General features: G+C 48.6%; 18 protein-coding genes and 1 other RNA gene. 8 read left to right on the top strand and 11 right to left on the bottom strand.

The annotated features are described in order from the left end of the window. Positions 1 to 36 precede the first annotated feature (36 nt). The 4 genes from GU926_RS01170 (at position 37) to GU926_RS01155 (ending at position 4168) form a co-directional block, all read left to right on the top strand. On the top strand, positions 37 to 462 hold the full coding sequence (locus tag GU926_RS01170; protein WP_160688241.1) for a response regulator: 426 nt from the start codon (positions 37 to 39) through the stop codon (positions 460 to 462). A gap of 12 nt (positions 463 to 474) precedes the next feature. Next, positions 475 to 2874: a hybrid sensor histidine kinase/response regulator gene (locus tag GU926_RS01165; protein ID WP_160688239.1), complete on the top strand. Its 2400-nt coding sequence runs from the start codon at positions 475 to 477 to the stop codon at positions 2872 to 2874. Between the two features lie 236 nt (positions 2875 to 3110). After that, positions 3111 to 3632 (top strand): DinB family protein, encoded by a 522-nt coding sequence (locus tag GU926_RS01160; RefSeq protein ID WP_160688237.1) that lies wholly within the window; start codon positions 3111 to 3113, stop codon positions 3630 to 3632. Between the two features lie 47 nt (positions 3633 to 3679). Then, complete coding sequence (locus GU926_RS01155; protein WP_232058393.1) at positions 3680 to 4168, top strand: nucleoside deaminase; 489 nt, start codon at positions 3680 to 3682, stop codon at positions 4166 to 4168. Positions 4169 to 4687: 519 nt separating this feature from the next. Here the strand turns inward: GU926_RS01155 and ffh are convergent. Continuing rightward, positions 4688 to 6025, bottom strand: a complete 1338-nt coding sequence (gene ffh, locus GU926_RS01150; RefSeq protein WP_066510417.1) for a signal recognition particle protein — start codon at positions 6023 to 6025, stop codon at positions 4688 to 4690. A gap of 209 nt (positions 6026 to 6234) precedes the next feature. On the opposite strand from ffh, the gene GU926_RS01145 reads away from it, so the two are divergent. The 3 genes from GU926_RS01145 to GU926_RS01135 all read left to right on the top strand — a co-directional run bounded on the left by GU926_RS01145 (position 6235) and on the right by GU926_RS01135 (position 10593). Next, a complete protein-coding gene (locus GU926_RS01145) occupies positions 6235 to 7560 on the top strand; it encodes a glycosyltransferase family 4 protein (RefSeq protein WP_232058392.1) in 1326 nt (441 codons plus the stop codon). Positions 7561 to 7637: 77 nt separating this feature from the next. Continuing rightward, a complete protein-coding gene (locus GU926_RS01140; protein ID WP_160688235.1) occupies positions 7638 to 8972 on the top strand; it encodes a polysaccharide deacetylase family protein in 1335 nt (444 codons plus the stop codon). Between the two features lie 121 nt (positions 8973 to 9093). Beyond that, positions 9094 to 10593, top strand: a complete 1500-nt coding sequence (locus tag GU926_RS01135; protein WP_160688233.1) for a lipopolysaccharide biosynthesis protein — start codon at positions 9094 to 9096, stop codon at positions 10591 to 10593. 137 nt (positions 10594 to 10730) lie between these two features. On the opposite strand, the gene GU926_RS01130 is transcribed toward GU926_RS01135, so the two are convergent. The 4 genes from GU926_RS01130 to GU926_RS01115 form a co-directional block, all read right to left on the bottom strand. Next, a complete protein-coding gene (locus GU926_RS01130) occupies positions 10731 to 11792 on the bottom strand; it encodes a glycosyltransferase family 4 protein (protein WP_160688231.1) in 1062 nt (353 codons plus the stop codon). A gap of 17 nt (positions 11793 to 11809) precedes the next feature. Beyond that, positions 11810 to 12496, bottom strand: a complete 687-nt coding sequence (locus tag GU926_RS01125) for a class I SAM-dependent methyltransferase (RefSeq protein WP_160688229.1) — start codon at positions 12494 to 12496, stop codon at positions 11810 to 11812. A gap of 88 nt (positions 12497 to 12584) precedes the next feature. Continuing rightward, positions 12585 to 13622 carry a Gfo/Idh/MocA family protein gene (locus GU926_RS01120; RefSeq protein WP_160688227.1) on the bottom strand — a complete coding sequence of 346 codons (1038 nt, stop codon included), beginning with the start codon at positions 13620 to 13622 and terminating at the stop codon, positions 12585 to 12587. A 103-nt stretch (positions 13623 to 13725) separates the two neighbouring features. Beyond that, positions 13726 to 14856 carry a DegT/DnrJ/EryC1/StrS family aminotransferase gene (locus GU926_RS01115; RefSeq protein WP_160688225.1) on the bottom strand — a complete coding sequence of 377 codons (1131 nt, stop codon included), beginning with the start codon at positions 14854 to 14856 and terminating at the stop codon, positions 13726 to 13728. A gap of 227 nt (positions 14857 to 15083) precedes the next feature. On the opposite strand from GU926_RS01115, the gene GU926_RS01110 reads away from it, so the two are divergent. Then, positions 15084 to 15932, top strand: coding sequence for a DUF6565 domain-containing protein (locus GU926_RS01110; RefSeq protein ID WP_160688223.1), 849 nt, complete (start codon positions 15084 to 15086; stop codon positions 15930 to 15932). A 125-nt stretch (positions 15933 to 16057) separates the two neighbouring features. Here the strand turns inward: GU926_RS01110 and GU926_RS01105 are convergent, their stop codons facing one another. The 6 genes from GU926_RS01105 to GU926_RS01080 all read right to left on the bottom strand — a co-directional run bounded on the left by GU926_RS01105 (position 16058) and on the right by GU926_RS01080 (position 19750). Beyond that, complete coding sequence (locus GU926_RS01105) at positions 16058 to 16948, bottom strand: glycosyltransferase family 2 protein (protein WP_160688221.1); 891 nt, start codon at positions 16946 to 16948, stop codon at positions 16058 to 16060. Continuing rightward, complete coding sequence (locus GU926_RS01100; RefSeq protein WP_160688219.1) at positions 16938 to 17648, bottom strand: cell division ATP-binding protein FtsE; 711 nt, start codon at positions 17646 to 17648, stop codon at positions 16938 to 16940. Before GU926_RS01100 ends, GU926_RS01105 begins: the two co-directional genes overlap by 11 nt. 80 nt (positions 17649 to 17728) lie before the next feature. Next, positions 17729 to 17932: a fructose-6-phosphate aldolase gene (locus tag GU926_RS01095; RefSeq protein ID WP_160688217.1), complete on the bottom strand. Its 204-nt coding sequence runs from the start codon at positions 17930 to 17932 to the stop codon at positions 17729 to 17731. Between the two features lie 120 nt (positions 17933 to 18052). Further along, positions 18053 to 18709, bottom strand: a complete 657-nt coding sequence (gene fsa / locus GU926_RS01090; protein ID WP_160688215.1) for a fructose-6-phosphate aldolase — start codon at positions 18707 to 18709, stop codon at positions 18053 to 18055. A 123-nt stretch (positions 18710 to 18832) separates the two neighbouring features. Then, an RNA gene (gene ffs / locus GU926_RS01085) (signal recognition particle sRNA small type) lies at positions 18833 to 18932 on the bottom strand. A 161-nt stretch (positions 18933 to 19093) separates the two neighbouring features. After that, entirely contained in the window at positions 19094 to 19750 is a 657-nt protein-coding gene (locus tag GU926_RS01080; protein WP_160688213.1) for a hypothetical protein, read from the bottom strand. Between the last annotated feature and the right edge of the window lie 281 nt (positions 19751 to 20031).

Below are 20031 nucleotides of genomic sequence, written 5' to 3'. Positions count from 1 at the left end.
CACTCCCCCGCTCACACCCTTTAAGCCTGTCCTGACATGAATAAGAATACACCCATCCTTTTGGTTGAAGATGATCCACTGGATGTAGAGAATATAAAACGGGCATTTGCAGCGCAAGGCATTGAGAACATAGTCCACGTTGCCAGAACCGGCAATGAGGCCCTGGCGTTGCTGTTAAGCCAAACGGCAGAGGCCCAGTCCCCTACGCCTAGAATCATCCTGCTGGACCTGAATCTTCCGGAAATGGGTGGGTTGGAGTTTCTACAGGCGATTAGAAAAAATCCCGCTTTGCGTTCCTGCAGTGTATTTGTGATGACTTCCTCTAAAGATGAGCAGGATGTAGTAATGGCGTATGATCTTAACGTGGCTGGTTACATTGTCAAACCCATCCGGAACGGCTCGTTTAAAGAGGCAATTGCCACCCTTAATTCTTTCTGGGAACTGATAGAGCTCCCCAACTAAGCACGTTTGCGCATGGAGCCTATAGTCAGACTGTTGGTAGTAGACGATGATGAAGTAGACCGCATGATCATCAAGCGGTCTTTGCGCACGGCTAAGGTAGAGGCAGAAGTGTACAATGCCGCCATGGGCTCTGAGGCTCTGCAAGCCCTGGCCCAGAACCAGTTTGACTTCATCTTCATAGACTTCATGCTCCCAGACATGAACGGGCTGGAGCTGCTGCAGAAGATACGCGAAAGAGGCATTACCACCCCCGTGCAGATTGTAACCTCACAGGGAGATGAGCGCATTGCGGTAGAGGCCATGAAAACCGGTGCCTCTGACTACCTGCCCAAGACGCTGCTCACGCCAGAGGGCATCTCACAAAGCATACGTAATGCCGTTCGGCTGCACCGCATTGAAGAGGAGCGCCTGAGAACCGAACAACAGTTACGGCATACCCAGGAACAACTGGAAATAGTGATTTCTGGCGCACCCATCGTTCTTTGGGCCATTGATGCGGCGGGCATCTACACCATGTGCCGGGGCAACGGTCTGTCCTTGATAGGCCTGCAGACCGATGAACTGGTGGGGGCTTCTGCCTTTGAGGTTTTTAAAGACTTCTCCAACGTGATTGTTTGCATGCGGCGCGCCCTGAGTGGGAATTCCGCTAAGTGCACCATCAAAATGCAGGAGGTCTGGTTTGACTGTCTGTTCCTGCCCATTCAAGATCAGAATTACATTACGGGCGTCATTGGCGTTTGCTATGACATCACCGAGCGTATTGCCATAGAAGAAGAGCTAAAAAACGCCAAAGACGCCGCTTTGGGCGTTGCCAGGGTAAAAGAGCAGTTTTTGGCCAACATGAGCCACGAGATCAGGACGCCCATGAACGGAATCCTGGGCTTAGCCGAAGTTCTCTGGAAAACAGAACTTGATGAAGAACAACGCGAATACCTGAAGGCCATCCAAACCTCTGCCAACAACCTCATGGTCATCATCAATGACCTTCTGGATTTCTCTAAGATAGAGGCTGGCAAGATTACCCTGGAGTCTATTCCTTTTGACCTGAAACACCTGGTGAAGCAGCTGCTCACCATCCTGGAGATTAGGGCCAAGGAAAGAAACAACACCCTTAAGTTTCTACTGGATAGTGACATCCCCGAATTTGTACAGGGAGACCCGGTACGGCTCAGTCAAATCTTAAACAATCTCATTGGGAACGCCTTAAAGTTCACAGAGAACGGGAAGGTGAAATTAGGCATAGAGGTGGTCGCCCAGGAAGCTGAACGGGTGTTTCTGGAATTCACCGTCACAGACACAGGCATTGGCATTGAGGAAGAAAAGCTCACGTCTATTTTTGAGAAGTTCACTCAAGGCAGCAATGACACCACCCGCCGGTTTGGAGGTACGGGGTTAGGCCTTTCTATTGCCAAGGAACTGGTGGAAGTACAAGGCGGGAAGATGACCGTGGAAAGCCGCTTGGGGCAAGGCAGCACCTTCCGGTTCCTTCTTCCCTTTCTTAAAACCGATCAACAGCCCCAAACGGAAAGTGTTCAGCCAAAAGAAGCACTGCTCAATATTGAAAGTCTACGCGGGGCTCATGTATTGCTTGCTGAGGACAACCCCATCAACCAGCTTCTAGTCAAAAAAATATTGGCCGAAGAGCAGATTACATGCCAGGTGGCAAACAATGGAAAAGAGGCGATTGAGCTGTTAGCCACGCAGGACTTTGACCTGGTGCTCATGGACATGCAGATGCCAGAAATGGACGGCTATGAGGCCATGCAGTACATTCGGCACCGCATGGGCACGAAAAGCAGCATTCCCATTATTGCCCTTACCGCGCACGCCACCCAGAGCGAGGCCACCAAGTGCATCATGTGCGGGGCAAACTCTTTCATCTCCAAACCCTTCCGGGCGCAGACTTTGTGGTATGAAATGGCTTCAGTGTTGGGCGGCAAGATAAAAGCAAACCATTTTGGTGCGGATGCCGAAGCCACTTCTGATTTTAATTCTTCTAATAAACCAGCAGAAATACAGCCCAAAGAAGCTTTAGAAAAGGAGCCATTGGACCTCTCTTACCTGAGGGAATTTGCGGATGGCAATGAGAGTTTCATGCTGGAAATCATAGAAATTTTTCTGAGCCAAACCCCCGATCAACTCCAGGAGCTAAACGAGGCGGTTGCTGTGTCAGACTGGGGTACTGTGCAAGGCCTGTCCCATAAAATGAAGTCTTCTCTGGCCTTGATTGGCGTAGAGAACGTGCAACTATTGAATGCTCAGATTGAACACGCGGCTCTCCACCGCATTCACACTGAGCAAATCCTTCCTCTTTCTGAAGAACTTTCCGCTTTAGTCAACAACCTCATCTGCCAGCTGCGCATAGTGGAACAAAGCCTGCTCCACAGCATCCAAGAAAATCAAAACCAGTAGCTGACAACTTCCAATTATATCCATGCAGTAGCTTTTAACTTGTCTGGATTAGACTTTCGCTTACAGAATATAAACAGGCGCTTCTTGTTAAAAAAAACCTAAAGGTTCTAGCGAAATAGCCGAGCCATCTACAATACTCAAAAGGTAGCGTGAGTGAATAAATACATCTCCGTTTTTAGCCTCTTTTTGCAGTTTCAGGCCAAAAACGTACCTTTTGCCAAAATCCAGGTAATCCTATGCAAACCGCACTTCAGGCCAAGTTTAATCGCCTAGAACAACAGCGCCTAGCCTACACCAGCCAAATTAATTCCCTTACCCAGGCACAGCAAGCCAGGCAACCCGCAGAAGACCAATGGTCAGCGGCGCAGTTGTATTACCATCTCTGGAAAGTAGAGCACGTGGTCATCCAGTCCATCAAAGACAACCTGGCCACCGATCGGAAACGCCGTCCCATTTCCTTCAACACCCGGTGGCGGTCCTTCCTGTTGAATCTGGTTCTCTCCCTACCTGTTAAAATCAAAGCCCCCAAGGTACTTGGTGACATGCCTCAGCAAATAAATATTGATGAGGTAGAGAAAAACTGGCAAGACACCCGCAACACCCTGCACCAATTTTTAAGTGACTTCCCAAACGATTTATTAGACAAGGAAATTTTCAAGCATCCGCGCGCCGGGGTCATCACGTTGGGCCAAACCTTGGAATTCTTGATTGAGCATGCCAACCACCATAAAAACCAGATGAAGCGCCTGCTGGCTTAATTGCTGGAAAGGACATCACAACAGGCTATTCTTGCGTACGGTTTTATATGAATCAGGAAGAAAACAGGCCGGTAGCAGGCTTCATGCGCGAGGCTATCCAGTTGTCCATAGACAAGATGAAAGAAGGAAAAGGCGGCCCGTTTGGCACCGTCATTGTCAAAGACGGAAAGATCATTGCCCGAGGCTTCAACAACGTCACGTCCAGCAATGATCCCACCGCCCACGCCGAAGTAGACGCCATCCGGAAGGCCTGTCAAACCTTGGGAACCTACCAATTGACCGGCTGTGACTTGTACACCAGCTGTGAGCCATGCCCCATGTGTCTGGGCGCCATCTATTGGGCCCGCCCCGACCGCGTCTTCTACGGCAACACCAAAGCAGACGCCGCCGCCATTGGCTTTGATGACGCCTTCATTTATGAGGAGATTGAACTGCCCCTTCACAAGCGCACCATCCCCATGCAACAATTCATGAGAGAGGAAGCATTGAAAGGCTTTCTGGAATGGGAAAAGCAGGAAGGCCGGACGGAGTATTAGCTGCTCGTTGTTGGTTGTTCGTTCTTCGAAGGATAATAAAGAATGCCGAATCAGTTGGTTCGGCATTCTTCTTTTTTGGGCTGTTTTTAGGGAAACAGGCCGAAAACGGTTAGACAGTTTTGAAATCAACCATGGCGCACGTAACCGCTTGTACTCGCGCACATAGTATAAGGAATGCGTTTGAGACAAGGCAGTGCCATATCTCTACATTTGCTATTATCCCGTTTTGTTCTCCTGAAAGGATCTTGGTAGCGAACTAGACTTACATTGGCAATGAAACCCTTACATCTATCTTGAATCATTCGCTATGGGTTGCACTCTTAGCAAGCACTTCTACAGCTTGCCCACAAGATCCTTTCAGGATGACAAAAAGAGGTGTTAAGCCATGTGGAATTAAAATAGAAACGTCGTTTTTGGGCCAATTCCACTAAAACAGGCCAAAACGAAGAAGCCCGAACCAATCCGGTCCGGGCTTCTTTCATATACCTCGAATAACGAGCAACGAATAACCAATAACGATTATCTGCGACCCATCATGCTGCCCAATTTGGCAAGACCACCTTTGGTGCCGGCCATCTTGTTCATGGACTTCATCATTTTGCGCATGTCGTTGAACTGCTTCATCAGGTTGTTCACCTGCTGAATATTGGTTCCAGAGCCTTTGGCGATGCGGTTACGACGGCTACCAGATATCATGTCTGGGTTTTGACGCTCTTCCTTGGTCATGGATTTGATGATGGCTTCAATCGGTTTGAAAGCGCTTTCGTCTATTTCCACGTCCTTCATCATCTTGCTCACGCCCGGTATCATGCCTACCAAGTCTTTGATATCACCCATCCGCTTGATTTGCTCCAACTGCGACAGGAAGTCATCAAAGTTGAATTGGTTCTTGCGGATGTTCTTGTTGATACGCTTGGCTTCGTCCTCGTCAAAGGTCTGCTGGGCGCGCTCTACCAAAGAGATAACGTCACCCATACCCAAAATACGCTGGGCCATACGGTCAGGGTAGAACAGGTCAAGGGCCTCCATCTTCTCACCGGTAGAGATGAACTTGATTGGCTTCTCCACGACCGCTCTAATGGAAAGGGCTGCGCCACCGCGTGAATCACCGTCCAATTTGGTCAAGACAACGCCGTCAAAGTTGATGCGCTCATTGAACGTCTTGGCCGTATTCACGGCATCCTGGCCGGTCATGGAGTCAACCACAAACAAGGTCTCAGTTGGCTTAATGGCCTCCTTGATGTCGTAGATTTCTTTCATCATGGCCTCATCCACGGCCAAACGACCGGCGGTGTCAATGATGACTACTTTCTTGCCAGTTTTCTTGGCGTGTTCTACGGCGTTGCGGGCAATAGAAACCGGGTCTTTGGACTCGCGCTCAGCGTAAAATTCTACGCCTACCTGCTCTGCCAACACACTCAACTGGTCAATAGCCGCCGGACGGTACACGTCGCAGGCCGCTACTAAAACGCCTTTGCCTTGTTTTTTCAAGAAGTTAGAAAGCTTACCCGTGAAGGTAGTCTTACCAGAACCTTGTAGACCGGCGATTAATATGATAGCTGGTGAACCAGTGATGTTTATGTCCTTTTTCTCGCCGCCCATTAGTTCGGTGAGTTCTTCGTGTACAATCTTCACCATCAACTGGCCTGGTGACACGGCAATCAGCACGTCACGGCCCATAGCCTCGTCCTTGATTTTGTCGGTCACAGTTTTGGCCACCTTGTAGTTTACGTCGGCGTCCACAAGGGCGCGTCTAACTTCTTTGATGGTCTGGGCAACGTTGATTTCAGTGATGCTCCCTTGGCCCTTAAGGGTTTTAAAGGCGCGGTCTAGCTTGGTACTTAAATTCTCAAACATGTGGTTTATATGGCTGAGTTAGATTAAATTCTTCTGTCAGTAACTACAAAAATACGCAGAATTTCGGCAAGTTCACCATCTTTTCAATACAGACGCGTATATTCGGAGGTTTCAATACTTGTAAGAAACAGGCGGTCGTTTTTGGCCTTATTTCCGGAAAACAATCCAAAAACGAAACCTGTTCTTGCAATGACTAAAAGTTAAGACCCGTGCCCTTGGAATCTGCTGACAAATCTGCCGCTCAAAACGTGTTGTTCATGACGTATTACTGGCCACCTTCGGGCGGGGCCGGGGTACAGCGTTGCCTTAAATTTGTGAAGCACCTGCCCGAGTTTGGGATTACGCCCACCGTCATCACCGTTGATGAAAAGCAGGGCTCTTACCCTATTCTGGACCATTCTCTGGAAGGCGAGATTCCCGCTAGCGTGCAGGTAATCAAGACCAGCACCCGCGAGCCGTTTGAGTTCTACAAAAAAATAACCGGCAAGAAAGACATTCCGTTTGGGGGCTTCGCGAACACGGGCAAAGAGAACTGGAAGCAGAAGCTTTTCAAGTTCTTACGCGGTAATCTCTTCATCCCAGACCCACGCATCGGCTGGAACCGCTACGCCCTAGACGCGGCCGTTAAGGTCATGAAGCGAAAGGACCTCAAAGCAGTTGTCACTTCTAGTCCGCCGCATTCTACCCAACTTATTGGCCTAAAGCTAAAGCAAAAGCATGGCCTACGCTGGATTGCTGACATGCGCGACCCCTGGACTGACATTTACTATTACCAAGACCTGAACCACACCGCGCTGGCCCAAAAGCTGGACGCCAAATATGAGCGCGAAGTGCTGGAGAACGCAGACGAAGTCATAGTAGTAAGCGATGACATGAAGCGCCTGTTCCTCAAGAAATCTGCCGCGCTCAATCCTAACAAAATACACGTGATTCCCAATGGCTACGACGAGGCTGACTTCATCCACCCATCCACGCCGTCTTCTGAGGAATTCATCATCACCTACACCGGCACGCTCACCGAAGCTTACAATGTAGTGGGCTTCTTCCAGGCTTTGTGTGACACCGTGACCCGCAACCCGTTCATTAGATACAAGTTGCAATTTGTGGGCAAGGTATCTGAAGGCATCAAAAAACAGATTGAAGCCGCCAGTTTACCGCTCATCACGGAGTACATTGACTTTGTGCCACATGACGAATCCATCAAATATCTCATGGCCAGTACGGTTTTGCTAATGGCGATTCCTGACGTGCCCAACAACTTCGGGATTCTGACGGGCAAGCTGTTTGAATACCTGGCCGCAAATAAACCCATCATCTGCATCGGGCCAATCCACGGCGATGCCGATAGAATCATTGACGAGTGCGGCGCCGGCCGAGTGTTCCATTACTCGGGGTATGAACTGATGACTGACCATCTCATGCAGATGAGCAAAACCTGGCAGATTAATACCAACCTGGACCTGCCTTTTATCAATTACACGCAGTATTCGCGCCGGTCGCTTACCGAAAAATTATCCAAGCTGTTAGTATCCTAAGCGCCGTTTTCGGGCTGTTTTCCAGAAAATAGCCCGAAAACGCATACCAATATCCAGAGGCGTATCGTTTTCTGCCCGTGAATATCCTTTTCGATTACGTCCTCTTCCACTTCAGGCAAGTGTATCATCTGCCAGCAGATTTGGAGATTAGCTACGGCCTAGATGGCCATAGCCGAATCCAGATTACCCCTACCACCAGCACTTTCTTTGAGCGCCAGCAGGCCCAGCCTGTGCAAGTGTTTTGGAAGGAATGGCGCGGCACCAACCTACCCCTATTCTTTGACGAAGCCACCGATCAGCACTGGTTTAACCAGAATGCGCAAGGCCAGGTGATTGTACAGTATGATGTCATCGCCTCGGCGTTTTACTTGTTGAGTGGCTGGCAGGAATACTACGGCAAAGACCGCGACCAATATGGGAGGTTTCCTTTCAAAGCCTCCCTGCAAGCCCGGCACCGGTTCATCACCAAGCCGCTGATCAACTATTATTTTGACGTCCTGAAGGAATCTCTTGAAACAGCCTATGGTCAGAAAATAGAAGCCAAGCTCTGGGACGGAAAACCCTTTGCCACTTGCCTTACGCATGACATTGACTATTGCCAAACCGCCTGGAAAGTGGCTGGAAAACCCGCCATGCAAAAAGGAAATATCGGGCTGTTTTTAAAACTCTACCTCCAGCATAGGAAAGGCCAGGATGCTTGGTTTAACCTGCCCCAAGTAGAACACGAACTACAAGCGTTAAATGCAAAAGGCACCTTCTTCTTCCTGCCGGAGAAGGCGCCGTATCAAGGTCATCCCAATGCAGACTATGACATTAGCACACCAATAATTCAAGGAGAGATAAAACGTTTGGCAAGCAGAGGCCATGAGATTGCCCTGCACGGAAGCCATGGCAGTGGCGGTAAGACTCAGCAGTTGCAAAAGGAACAGGACAATATTCATGCGGAAGTGAAGGGCAACCGTTTCCATTACCTTCGGTTTGACCCGATTAAATCTTTGGAGGTGATGGAGGAAACTGGTTTGCAGTATGATAGCAGTCTGGGTTTTCCGGAAAGGTTTGGGTTCAGGAACAGCTATTGCCACCCGTTCAGGCTGTTTAATTTCAAAGAGCGACGCATGAGTTCCGTTTGGGAACTGCCCTTGAACCTGATGGACATCACCTTAAACCATTCCAACTATCTACAGTTGAAGCCCGAGGAAGTGATGCCCGCTATTACGCCCATGCTCCAGGAGATAGAGAAATTTCATGGGGTGTTTACCTTGCTTTGGCACAATGAGAATTTCACGCCGTATGCGCTGCCTCAAGGTTTGGAACTGTTCCGAGAAATTACGCAGTATGTGCAAGAAAGAGGCACACAGTTTCTGACCGCGCAAGAAGCCATCTCAGCCAAATTCTCAATTGATAAATCTTAATGAGTCTATTTTCACTGGCATAGCAATTGCCCCGGCAGAAGCTGTTATTTTTGCTTCTTCTCTCTGGGTCGTTTTTGGCCTAGTTTCCAGAAAATAGCCTAAAAACGACCGCCAACCGTCCATGGACACTATCCGTAAGCAGGGTTTCCTGAACACCATCATCTCGTATGCCGGGATGATTATTGGGTATGTAAACCTGGTGGTGCTGTTTCCGGTCCTCATCCCCGATGCGGATGAACTGGGCCTCACGCGTTTTCTCATTTCAGTGGCGGCCATTTATGCGCAGTTTGCGGCCTTGGGCTTTACCAACATCAGCGCGAAATACTTTCCTTATTTCAGAGATAGAGACAAGAAGCACAACGGCTTTCTGTTCCTGATGCTCTTGATTCCACTGGCGGGTTTTGCGGTAGTGACGGTACTGTTTATGTTGCTGAAGCCGGCGGTGGTGGACTACTTCGGAAAGAACTCGCCGCTGGCCGTGGAGTATTATTACTACATCATTCCGCTCAGCTTTTTCACGCTCCTTTTCATCCTGTTAGATGCCTACCTGCGGTCTTTGTATAAGACTGTGGTGCAGTCGTTTTTGAAGGATTTTCTTGAGCGGATCATGATGCTGGCCTCGGTGGTGTGCTACGCCTGGGGCTGGGTGGATTTCCAGTGGTTTCTGGTGCTGTTCATCGGGGCCAACTCGGCGGTGACGTTTGTGAGCATTGTGTATTTGCTGTGGCTTCGGCAGTTCTTCGTGCGGCCCAACCGAAACATGTTCCAGGTGGTGCCTATGCGCGAAGTGGTGCAATACGGCCTCTTCTCGTTTTTAGGCAACGTCTCCTCTTCTATCATCACCTTTATTGACCAGGCCATGATTGCCCATTACCTGGGTTTGGATGGGGTGGCCTATTACACCACAGGCTATTTCATTACTTCGGCCATCATGGTGCCGTCCCGTGGCTTAAACAAGATAGTTTACCCGCAGGTGGCCGATTATTTCAAAGCAGGTAACATGGCCGGTCTGAAGGTACTTTACCGCAAGATGACGCGGGTGAACATGGTAGTGGGCTTTTTGTTGTTTCTTGGCATTTGGTGCAACGTGAACAATATCTTTGCCATCATGCCCAAGGACTTCAGCCAGGGCAAGTACGTGATTCTGTTCATGGGCCTCAGCCGCCTGTTTGACCTGGCCACGGGCATCAATGGCATGATTCTGCTCACCAGCAACAAGTACCGCTACGACCTGTATTTTAACCTGCTCATGATGGCGCTGGTGGCCTACACTAATTACCTTTTAATTCCGGATTACGGCATCAGCGGAGCCGCCTTTGCGTCTATGGTGGTGTTTGTGGTGTACAACCTGTTCAGGGTGATTCTAGTGGCGCGCTTCTTTAAGATGCAACCCTTCGGTTGGGATTCTTTGCTGATTGTGGTGATTTCTCTTTTGGCGTTTGGCGTATCCTGGATGTTGCCGCAATTACCGAATGTGATTCTGGATATTGCGGTGCGGTCCGTATTGATTACAGCGGTATACGGTGGTCTTCTGGTATTGCTGAAAATCTCTCCGGAAGTGAACAACGGCATCCAGAAGACCCTAGTCCGTTTTGGGTTCAGGGAATGGAAGTGGTTGTAATTTCAATACTCGCTCGCGTCCCGCGAGTGTGAGCTACTGAAGGCGTCCCGCCGCTAAAATTATTCTTATTTTGAAGAAAGCGCCCAGAGGACGCAAACAACGCACACTCGCGGGACGCGAGCGAGGTAAAAAATTGTTTAGAGTTTTTGCAACAGGTGAAGCATTTCCTGTTCGCGCCGTACTTCTGGGTATTGAATGGCAATCTTTTGCCTTGCCATTTCTCCCAAAATGGAAGTGTCTGAATCAACCGCTTTTTGTAGCATCTTCACCAATAAGCCACTATCTCTTTTCTCCAGCACAAACCCAGAATCTCCCACAATCTCAGGCATGGAGGATACATTGCTCACTACCGGCACGCACCCGCACAGCATGCTTTCGCTTAAGGCATTGGGGAAGCCTTCAGACATGGAAAGTTGGATGTAAAAAGCATGGGCGCTGTATACTTGTCTCAAGTCTGCCAACGGCATCTTTGGAAGCAACTTCACATTGTTAGGTTGGTCTTGAAAAGTAAATCCAGCGGGAGCACCTACAATGGTAAATGTTGCTTCAGGCATTTGATGGGCGGCTTCTAATAGTAAATCTACTCCTTTCAATCGCTGGGTAAAGCGCATGTGCAAGCCCGCGCAGACCGTCAAAAAAGAATTAGGCTGACGAGTAACCGCTGAATCTGGAGTCCAGAAACTCGCGTCATAGCCATTGTACACCACCGTATGAGGAGTGCTTAAATTGGGGCAGTGAAACCTGAAGCCTTGATGCGGAAAATCATTGGGTTGATAAGTATAGTCCTGCCATACCAGCTTCTCATGCACGGGTGCAATATGACTGGCTAACTGGAACGACCACCGGGTGAATTTACCTAGAAGGGGTTTAGCGAAACAACCGTAGCCAATGCTAGGAAACGAAACGCAGTCGGTGCCGCCGGCTACAATCAAAACCGGTTTTTGGGCTATTTTCCCGAAAATAGCCGGAAACCAGGAATGATAGCCCGCAAACATGCAGACTAGTTTTTCGGCGGTCCAGATATGCCATAGCAAGAAGAATAACTGCTTGAGCCAAACCAGCGGCGTCTGCCACTTCTTGGCCGGCAGAAACCCGATGTGCCGCACTTCATACGCCTTCTCCATGATCTGCAAATCTTTCACCACAAATGAGGAAAGGCCTGGATAAAAATACAGCAGAACCGGTCGGCGGGCAGGCATAGATGGTAATTAGGCGCTTACAGCCACTTAGAGGAAAGGTCCTGCAACTTTAAATCAACTTTTGATTTAGGCTCTACTTTAGAAGGCACCAATCGCTGCTTCAAAACAATCCACTGATAGTCTTCTACCTGAGAGAACAAAGAATAGCTCTCCAGAGAGTGTAAATACAAACCTGCCGCATAAGTATTTCTAAGCAACTCATCTGTGTGGATGGGTTGGTCAATTACCTGCAACAGCTCGGGCTGGTGCTCGCGCACCCAGGTCAAATACAAAGGATGCGGAATATTGATGGCCACCGTGGAGCCTGCGTGCAAGTGTTGAGAAATCACCTGAAACAGATGTGGGTGTTGGTCTAGCGGAATATGCTCAATCACATCAGGCAAGACTACAAAGTCAAACTTCTCGGGGCGAGCGAAGTCGGTCATGTCAGATACCACGAACTCTGCGTGATTGAATTCCTGATTGAACCGGCGGGCCATGTCAATGCTCTTTGGGGAGATGTCAACGGCTAATACCTTCCCCTGAGGCGTTGCCTTGGCCAGCAAGTGAGTAACGGTTCCAATGCCACAGCCAATCTCCAACACCTTAGAATTGGATTTCAGGCCTGCCTTCTTCAGGTTATTCAAAATGGTCCGGTGACGGATGTGAATACCCTTCTTGAACTGTTGCTCGGTATAGTCATCGTAGAAATTGGAAACGGACATGATTTTAAATTAAAAATTATGAATTAGAAATTAGAAATGGTGCTGTATAGAAATTGCCTCAGGAATAGTTGAAGGACATTTCTAATTTTTAACTTCTAATTTTTATTTGGCCCTGGCTTCGTAAGGCATAGATTCTTTCAATGATCTCTACCACTTTTAGGCCTTCCAGGGCGTTGGTGGTGGCGAAGGTTTTGCCTTTGAGGGTGTCAATCACGTTCTCGAAGATGAAGTGGTGGTTAGCGGCGCTGCCTTTGTAATGGCCGTAGTCGTTGGCGGGGCTGCTAGGTGGCAATTCGGGCATCACGTAGTCTTGCACGTGGCAATACTCTACCTCGTTCATGTACTGTCCGCCTACTTTGATGCTGCCCTTCTCGCCAATGATGGTCATGCTGCTTTCCAGATTGTTGTCCCAAACGGCGGTAGAATAATTGAGTGTTCCCGCCCCACCATTCATGAACTCAAACTGAATCAGGCCGCTGTCTTCAAAATCGGTGAGTTGTGCGTGATTGAAGTCCATGAATCTACCGGAGATGTTTTTGATATCCCCGAACAGCCAGTACATGATGTCAATAAAATGGCTGAACTGCGTGAACAAGGTACCTCCGTCCAAAGCCTGATCACCTTTCCAGGTACCGGGCTTGTAGTAGCGGTCATCGCGGTTCCAGTAACAATTAATCTGCACCATGAAGATCTGGCCCAGGCGGTTCTCCATAATCATCTCTTTTAACCAAAGCGACGGTGGACTGTAACGGTTCTGCATCACACAAAACACCAGCTTAGACGTCTGTAATGATTTGTAGATGATGCGTTCACAGTCGGCTTTGCTTAAGGCCATGGGCTTCTCGCAGACCACGTGGCTGCCGCTCTCCAGGGCCAGCATAGCTTGGTCGGCGTGGAAACCGTTGGGCGTGCAGATGCAAATGACATCGGCTTTGGGACCACGGACCAGGAAGTCCTCCATGCTCAGGAAGAAGGGAATGCCATAGGGGTCTACCTCTGATTCACGCGCAGGGTCTGTGTCAACCATGGCCACCAACTCACCCTCGGGGTGGCGTTGCACCATGGTGGCATGGCGCTTGCCAATGTGCCCCGCTCCTATCACTGCAAATTTTATCTTGTCTGACATGGACTGTCTGTTCAATCGTTTTTGGCCTGTTTCCGGGAAAATAGCCCAAAAACGGCGTTTCATTTTTCAGCCGAATGGCTCTTGTTCAGTAAGCCTTAAGAATCTACTGCTGAAAGAACCTAAGCACTTTCTCCGCGATGAAGGCTTGCTGCAACTCGGTTAATTCTGTGTGCATGGGCAAAGAAATCACGCACTTGCACAGTAGCTCAGACACTGGAAAATCTCCTTCCTTGTACCCTAGATATGCATAGGCTTCGTGCAAATGCAAAGGTGCGGGGTAGTAAATCATGCTGGGCACGCCCGCTTGCTGCAAGTAGTCTTTCAAAGCGTCGCGCTTCTCTGGTATTACCTGCAGGGTATATTGATGAAAGACATGCGAACTGTATGGCGCCCGGCTTGGAATGGACAGACCTTCTACCTCATTGAAATAGCTGTCATAGGTAGCCGCGGCTTTCTGCCGGCGCAGAATGAAATCATTCAGATGCTGTAATTTAACTTCCAGCAAAGCAGCCTGTAAGGTATCCAAGCGCGAGTTCACGCCCACTCTAGAATAATGGTATTTCTTCTGCTGGCCGTGGTTGGCAATTTGTTTAATGACAGCGGCCAGTTCCTCGTCCTGGGTGAAAATTGCGCCTCCGTCTCCCATGCAGCCCAGGTTTTTTGAAGGGAAGAAAGACGTGGTACCAATATGGCCCAAGGTGCCGGCAAAAGAAGTCCCCCCTTCGGCGTCTATGTATTGTGCGCCAATGGCCTGGGCGTTGTCTTCTATCACGTACAGCTCCTGCGCAATGGCCAAGTCCATGAGTTCTTCCATGGGCGCGCACTGACCAAACAAATGCACGGGCATAATGGCCACGGTCTTGTCTGTGATGGCGGCCCGCACTTTGGCCGGGTCAAGGCACATGGAGTCTGGGAGCACGTCCACAAAAACGGGCTTCAGGCCCAACAATGCAATTACCTCGGCGGTGGCTACATAATTGAAGGCGGGTACAATCACCTCTTCTCCGGCGGGTAAATCCAAAGCCATTAACGCTATCTGCAGGGCATCTGTGCCATTGGCGCAGGGCACCACGTGCAGTACGTTCAGGTAATCGGCTAAAGAATTAGCAAACGACTGCACCTGCGGACCGTTGATGAAAGCGGTGCTCTCTACCACGGCTTGCATGGCGGCGTCAATCTCTGGTTTGAGGCGTTGGTACTGACCTTTCAGGTCTACCATCTGGAGTGGGTTCATGCTCTAAAAAATTGCAGACAAATATACAGATAGCTTTCTACATGGCCTTGCCTCTCGCCTACATCCACCTAAAAAAGATAGAAACAGATTTCAATCCAACTATATTCTTAAAATACAAATCGGGGCCTAATTCATCAAGCTCTAGCCTCTATTTGAAACCTACGGAATACAACTCCGTTCAAAGGCATGGAAGCAAGTGTTTCCGGAAACCATAACCTAACACAACTATGAAAAGCACTAATTTCTTCAAAAAACATACCCTGATGTACGGCGCCTCGCTACTGTTGGTGTCTGCTCAGTTTGCCTGCTCTAAAACCGAAACCAAGGACACGACGGCTACCACTACCACCACTACTCAAACCAGTGACCAAGCCTACGACGATTACAAGAACTATGTGACCCAGATGGAAACCGACGTGCGCGGGGGCTGGGATTCAACCGCTACTGACTGGGACACTCGCATGGAAACGGCTCGTACTGATTATGACCAGCGCTATAACGCGGTAAACCAATACGCCGGTGAATTCGATGACACCCGCCGGACCGAATACGAAGACTTGCAGTCCCGCTGGAATACGGCCTGGACTACCCGCGAGCAACAATACAACACCTGGAAACAGACCAATCAAAGCGGTGGCAAAGCCATGACCAAAGTGGACATGTCTTCCATGGACGTGAAAAAAGTGCCAACCTATACAGCCACCAACATCAGAACTGCTTACGAGGAATTTGTAGCCCACGTAGAGGCCAACAAGTCTAACTATACCAATGACGATTGGAAAATGGTTGAGATGTATTGGGACCAATTGGATGACCGTAAGAACGCCATCCAAAGCCAGTTAAGCGACAAAGACAAGTGGGAAATTGCCAAAGCCAAAACCAAGTACCAGACCATGAAAGCTGGTAGCAAGATTGGCAACACAGCCAGCAACGTTGGTTCAGAAACCAAAGAAGCAGGCAAGGACCTTTCAAACTCTAAAGTGGGCGAAGCCACCAAAGACGCCGGTAAAGCCGTAGGGAACACTGCTAAAAAAGCTGGTCAGAAAATTGGTGACGTTGTCAAAGACAACGACTAATCCTGCAGAATAGAAATTCACTAGAAATATGTGAATGTGATTCCCCAGTTAGTTTCTCATGGAGGAGCTAACTGGGGAATTTTGTTTTTGGCTTGTTTTCTGAGAAATAGACCAAAAACGACTGTTTAGGCACGCTGGATTTGGTCTAACAGCAGCAGCCGGTAGAGGTCAAACACTCGCAAAGAAGGATTTGGGGAAATCAGTCGATTTTTAAGTCTGCGTAAAACCCATGGATGAAGAGGCCTAAGCAAAGAAAGCACGCCTAGCTTACCCAGCCAATCATGCATTTTGAGGAGTTTGCCTTCTTTGTGAACCCACCCACTTTTACGAAGCAGCAGCAAGTTCTTGAGGGCTAGCTCTGTCTTGCACATAAAATTCTCAGCTGTATCTAACCCCAGATGGTACACCGGGTTATCTATGTGCACTACCTTCACCTGGTGCTGTTGCAAGAGGTCTGCAAATAAAGTGTCTTCATGACCATAGGCCATCACCACATCCTCCTTAAAATGCTCCAGGAAAAGATGTCTCTCTACCAGCAGATTGCTCAAGAATACTCTGTCATACGGGTTTTTCTGGCGCTGCGCGGCCTTTGCCTGCTCCCGCTCTTTGCCATAAATCCAGCGTAATTCTAATTCTGGGTTAGATGGTTTATCATGATAGGCAATCCCTCCTACTGTCACCGTTCCGGAGTGGGCGGAAAGGTAGGTAGCCAGAAAATCTGCATGCACCGGCAGAACGTCATTGTCCAGAAACAACAGGGTAGAATAACGTGCCTCTTGCGCCAGCAAGTAGCGTATCTGGGAGCGGCCTACGTTTACTGGCAGCTTTTTATAGATAATGCTTTCTGAGGAAGAAATGGATTGGTTGAAAGATTTGAAAACCAGCTGAGAGCCGTCATCATACACCCGTATTTCAACCGGAATAGAGAGAGTTGCCACCTGCCGGACCAGCGACTGGACCAAATCCTGAACGTCGCGGTTATGAACCGGAATGAGAATGGACAGCTCAGATACCATCTACCAGCGAGAAATCTTCGCGGGAAGAATCTAGCACGCGGCCTTGTTCACACTTGATGATGCGGCGCGGGTACCGTTGCAGGGTTTGGTGGTTATGGGTGGCCATGAGAATAGCTGTCCCAGATTTATTGATTTCCTCAAAGAGGCGCATGATGCCATCTGTCACGTCTGGGTCTAGATTACCCGTTGGCTCATCTGCAAACAGAATCACCGGCTCATTCAACAAAGCACGGGCAATTACTACGCGTTGCTGCTCACCCCCTGACAATTGGTGCGGCATTTTGTTGGCGGCAGAATCCAGTCCAACGCGCATGAGCACTTCAGAGATGCGGCCTTTGATCTTGGATTTGTCTTTCCAGCCGGTGGCTTTCAAAACAAATCGCAGGTTCTCGGCTACGCTTCTGTCAAACAGCAACTGAAAGTCTTGAAACACAATGCCAATCTTGCGGCGTAGAAAGGGAACTTGTTTCCAGGTGAGGGATTGAATGTTATAGCCAGCCACCTGGGCGCTTCCCATTTTAAGGGGAAGATCAGCGTAGAGGGTTTTCAGCAGGGAGCTTTTCCCGCTTCCGGTACGCCCTACCAGGTACACGAACTCGCCTTTGTCAATGGAAAAAGTCACATCACTCAAGATGGTGTTCACTTCTTGAAAAATAGAGACTTTCTGTAAGGTTACCACTGGGTTAGACGAAAATTCCATAGTCGTTTTTGTTAGATGCTAGACCTTAGACGCTAGTATCAAGACTAAATAAATGAAAGGTAAATGTTTAAGACCTCTGCCTAAAGCTCCAACTTTTGCAGCTTGCCAAACTCCAGGCTTTCAATGAGCGCGGCCAGCGGTTCTTCTTTGCCAGCCAAACCGTAGCGGTCCATGTTTTTCAACGGACGGTCTGCCCTGAAATACGCAATCAGCACGAAATTCTCATCGCGGAGCTGAATGTAATCCGGAATCTTGGCCTTGCCTTTTACCTTGATGATGTACACTGGATTTTAATTAGAAATTAGAAATTAGAAATTATGAGTTGCAAGCGCCAAACGGCCCATTTGTTTACCCCAATTTCTAATTTCTAATTTTGAATTTCTAATTAACAGAACTTTGTTCTGTTAGCTGTTCGCTTTCTTGTGGTCTGCCAAGAATTTAGCCAAGCCGCTGTCGGTCAATGGGTGGTTCAAGAGCGCGGTAATCACGTTCAACGGGCAGGTTACCACATCGGCGCCAATCTCTGCGCACTGCACTAGGTGCATCACGTGACGCACGGAGGCGGCCAGAATTTCGGTTGGGTAGCCGTAGTTGTCATAGATTTGTCTGATCTGCTCAATCAAAACCAATCCGTCCGTGGCGATATCATCTAAACGACCCACAAACGGAGAAACGTACGTGGCACCGGCTTTGGCGGCTAACAAGGCCTGACCTGCGGTGAAGACCAGTGTACAGTTGGTTTTGATGCCTTTGTCAGAGAAGTATTTAATGGCTTTCACGCCGTCCTTGATCATAGGAACCTTCACCACAATGTTGGGGTGCAGTTGGGCCAGGTCCTCGCCTTCTTTGATCATGGTCTCATAATCTGTGGCAATGACCTCAGCAGAAATGTCACCGTCTACAATCTCGCAGATGGCTTTATAGTGCTTCATGACGTTGTCAAAGCCTACAATGCCTTCTTTGGCCATTAAAGAGGGGTTGGTGGTTACGCCGTCCAGAACACCCAGATCATGGGCTTCGCGGATTTCATCAAGATTAGCGGTATCAATGAAAAATTTCATAGCAGTATGCGTTAGGAAACACAAATCTACTCCAATCTAAAAGAAAACCGAACGGGCAGCAGAAGTATTTTGCCGGAAACCGGCAGAGAGGGAAACGGGAAAACCGTTGGGGTATGGGCAAAAAAAAGCGGCAAATCGAGTATCGCGCCGCTCAACCACTTACCCTTGCTCCCTTCCGGGCCTGGGGGAGTTCAGTAGGAGCTGGCCGTACCGATTTGCCGTTGCAAAGATACGAACACTTTCTATCAGAACAAGTCGTTTTTCGCCTATTTTCGGGAAAACAGGCCAAAAACCAAGATTTATAAGCCAAGTAAAAAAGTAAGCCTCAGATTTATAACTAGATAAATCTGAGGCTTACCATAGTTCTTCACTAAAAAGCTTTCTTTATTTTTTCCTTTTGATGTTTTTAAACGTGAGGTTGATGTTACGGTTAGAGCCGCTGGCGCGCAGCATGTTCCCGTTCCGGCTGGAAAAGGTGTAGGTGGGTACGTAATATTCCAGGCCGTATTTCAGTTTAGAAATGGATCCACTAATCACATCTGTGGCCTTGTCATACTGCAGCGTAATGATCCCGTCCAACATCACGTCACAACCCGGAGACAGAGCTCGGGAGCCGTCTGCAAAGCTCTGTCCATTCTCTATGCATACTATGGCGCCGTCTTTGGCAGAAAAGGTAGCAGGTAGTTGATTGACGGTTCTGTTTTTAAAGGTGATGGCCAGCCAAGGGTTTGCATTTACTTTAGAGGTATCTTCAAACAGAATCACCACCTCATTGTCCTCCTCCACGAAAAACACATCGGTTTTGTTCTTGGAAGCCACTTTGTAGGTTTGGCCGTTCATCTCATTGTACAGTTCTGGGTAAGAGTCGCGGTAACGGGCATCTACCTTAATGCTGTCTACCATGGAAAACTCTGTTTCTGTAGGACCTGCCTGAGCGGCTGGCTCATCGTTCTCCTTGTCCTCATTGCAGGAAACCAAGGCCAGAGACAAAGCCAGCAGGCTGAAGAGGTGTTTGGCAGGACGGAGTAGAATGCTTTTCATATCAATGGGTGGTGTATAGAGTAGTATCTGTTTTCTTTAATATTCTTATAAGCTAATATCTTGCCAAAATAAGGCAGACAAAGCCTTTTTGATTTAATGCATTGATTTGCAATTATGTAACCTCAATCCAGATTCAAGAATTAACGGCCAAATAAGTAAGTGTTCAAAATCAGTACAACTCTGTCCGGACACTTCCTTGGACCTAAAAAGCTAGCCTCTCCCCTACGCCAAAACCGGTAGCCATGAAGTATTCAATTTATTCTTTCACTTTTTAACCAGCC

This window comes from Nibribacter ruber (assembly GCF_009913235.1).
GTDB lineage: Bacteria > Bacteroidota > Bacteroidia > Cytophagales > Hymenobacteraceae > Nibribacter > Nibribacter ruber.
This window is presented reverse-complemented; position numbering and strand designations above follow the sequence as displayed.

Bases quoted from the DNA above. Each gene is read 5' to 3' on its own strand.
- GU926_RS01135 (WP_160688233.1), top strand. From the start codon at position 9,094: ATGGACACTATCCGTAAGCAGGGTTTCCTGAACACCATCATCTCGTAT.
- GU926_RS01105 (WP_160688221.1), bottom strand. From the start codon at position 16,948: ATGGTATCTGAGCTGTCCATTCTCATTCCGGTTCATAACCGCGACGTT.
- GU926_RS01160 (WP_160688237.1), top strand. From the start codon at position 3,111: ATGCAAACCGCACTTCAGGCCAAGTTTAATCGCCTAGAACAACAGCGC.
- GU926_RS01080 (WP_160688213.1), bottom strand. From the start codon at position 19,750: ATGAAAAGCATTCTACTCCGTCCTGCCAAACACCTCTTCAGCCTGCTG.
- GU926_RS01165 (WP_160688239.1), top strand. From the start codon at position 475: ATGGAGCCTATAGTCAGACTGTTGGTAGTAGACGATGATGAAGTAGAC.
- GU926_RS01170 (WP_160688241.1), top strand. From the start codon at position 37: ATGAATAAGAATACACCCATCCTTTTGGTTGAAGATGATCCACTGGAT.
- GU926_RS01125 (WP_160688229.1), bottom strand. From the start codon at position 12,496: ATGTCCGTTTCCAATTTCTACGATGACTATACCGAGCAACAGTTCAAG.
- GU926_RS01120 (WP_160688227.1), bottom strand. From the start codon at position 13,622: ATGTCAGACAAGATAAAATTTGCAGTGATAGGAGCGGGGCACATTGGC.
- GU926_RS01155 (WP_232058393.1), top strand. From the start codon at position 3,680: ATGAATCAGGAAGAAAACAGGCCGGTAGCAGGCTTCATGCGCGAGGCT.
- GU926_RS01115 (WP_160688225.1), bottom strand. From the start codon at position 14,856: ATGAACCCACTCCAGATGGTAGACCTGAAAGGTCAGTACCAACGCCTC.
- GU926_RS01110 (WP_160688223.1), top strand. From the start codon at position 15,084: ATGAAAAGCACTAATTTCTTCAAAAAACATACCCTGATGTACGGCGCC.
- fsa (WP_160688215.1), bottom strand. From the start codon at position 18,709: ATGAAATTTTTCATTGATACCGCTAATCTTGATGAAATCCGCGAAGCC.
- ffh (WP_066510417.1), bottom strand. From the start codon at position 6,025: ATGTTTGAGAATTTAAGTACCAAGCTAGACCGCGCCTTTAAAACCCTT.
- GU926_RS01130 (WP_160688231.1), bottom strand. From the start codon at position 11,792: ATGCCTGCCCGCCGACCGGTTCTGCTGTATTTTTATCCAGGCCTTTCC.
- GU926_RS01100 (WP_160688219.1), bottom strand. From the start codon at position 17,648: ATGGAATTTTCGTCTAACCCAGTGGTAACCTTACAGAAAGTCTCTATT.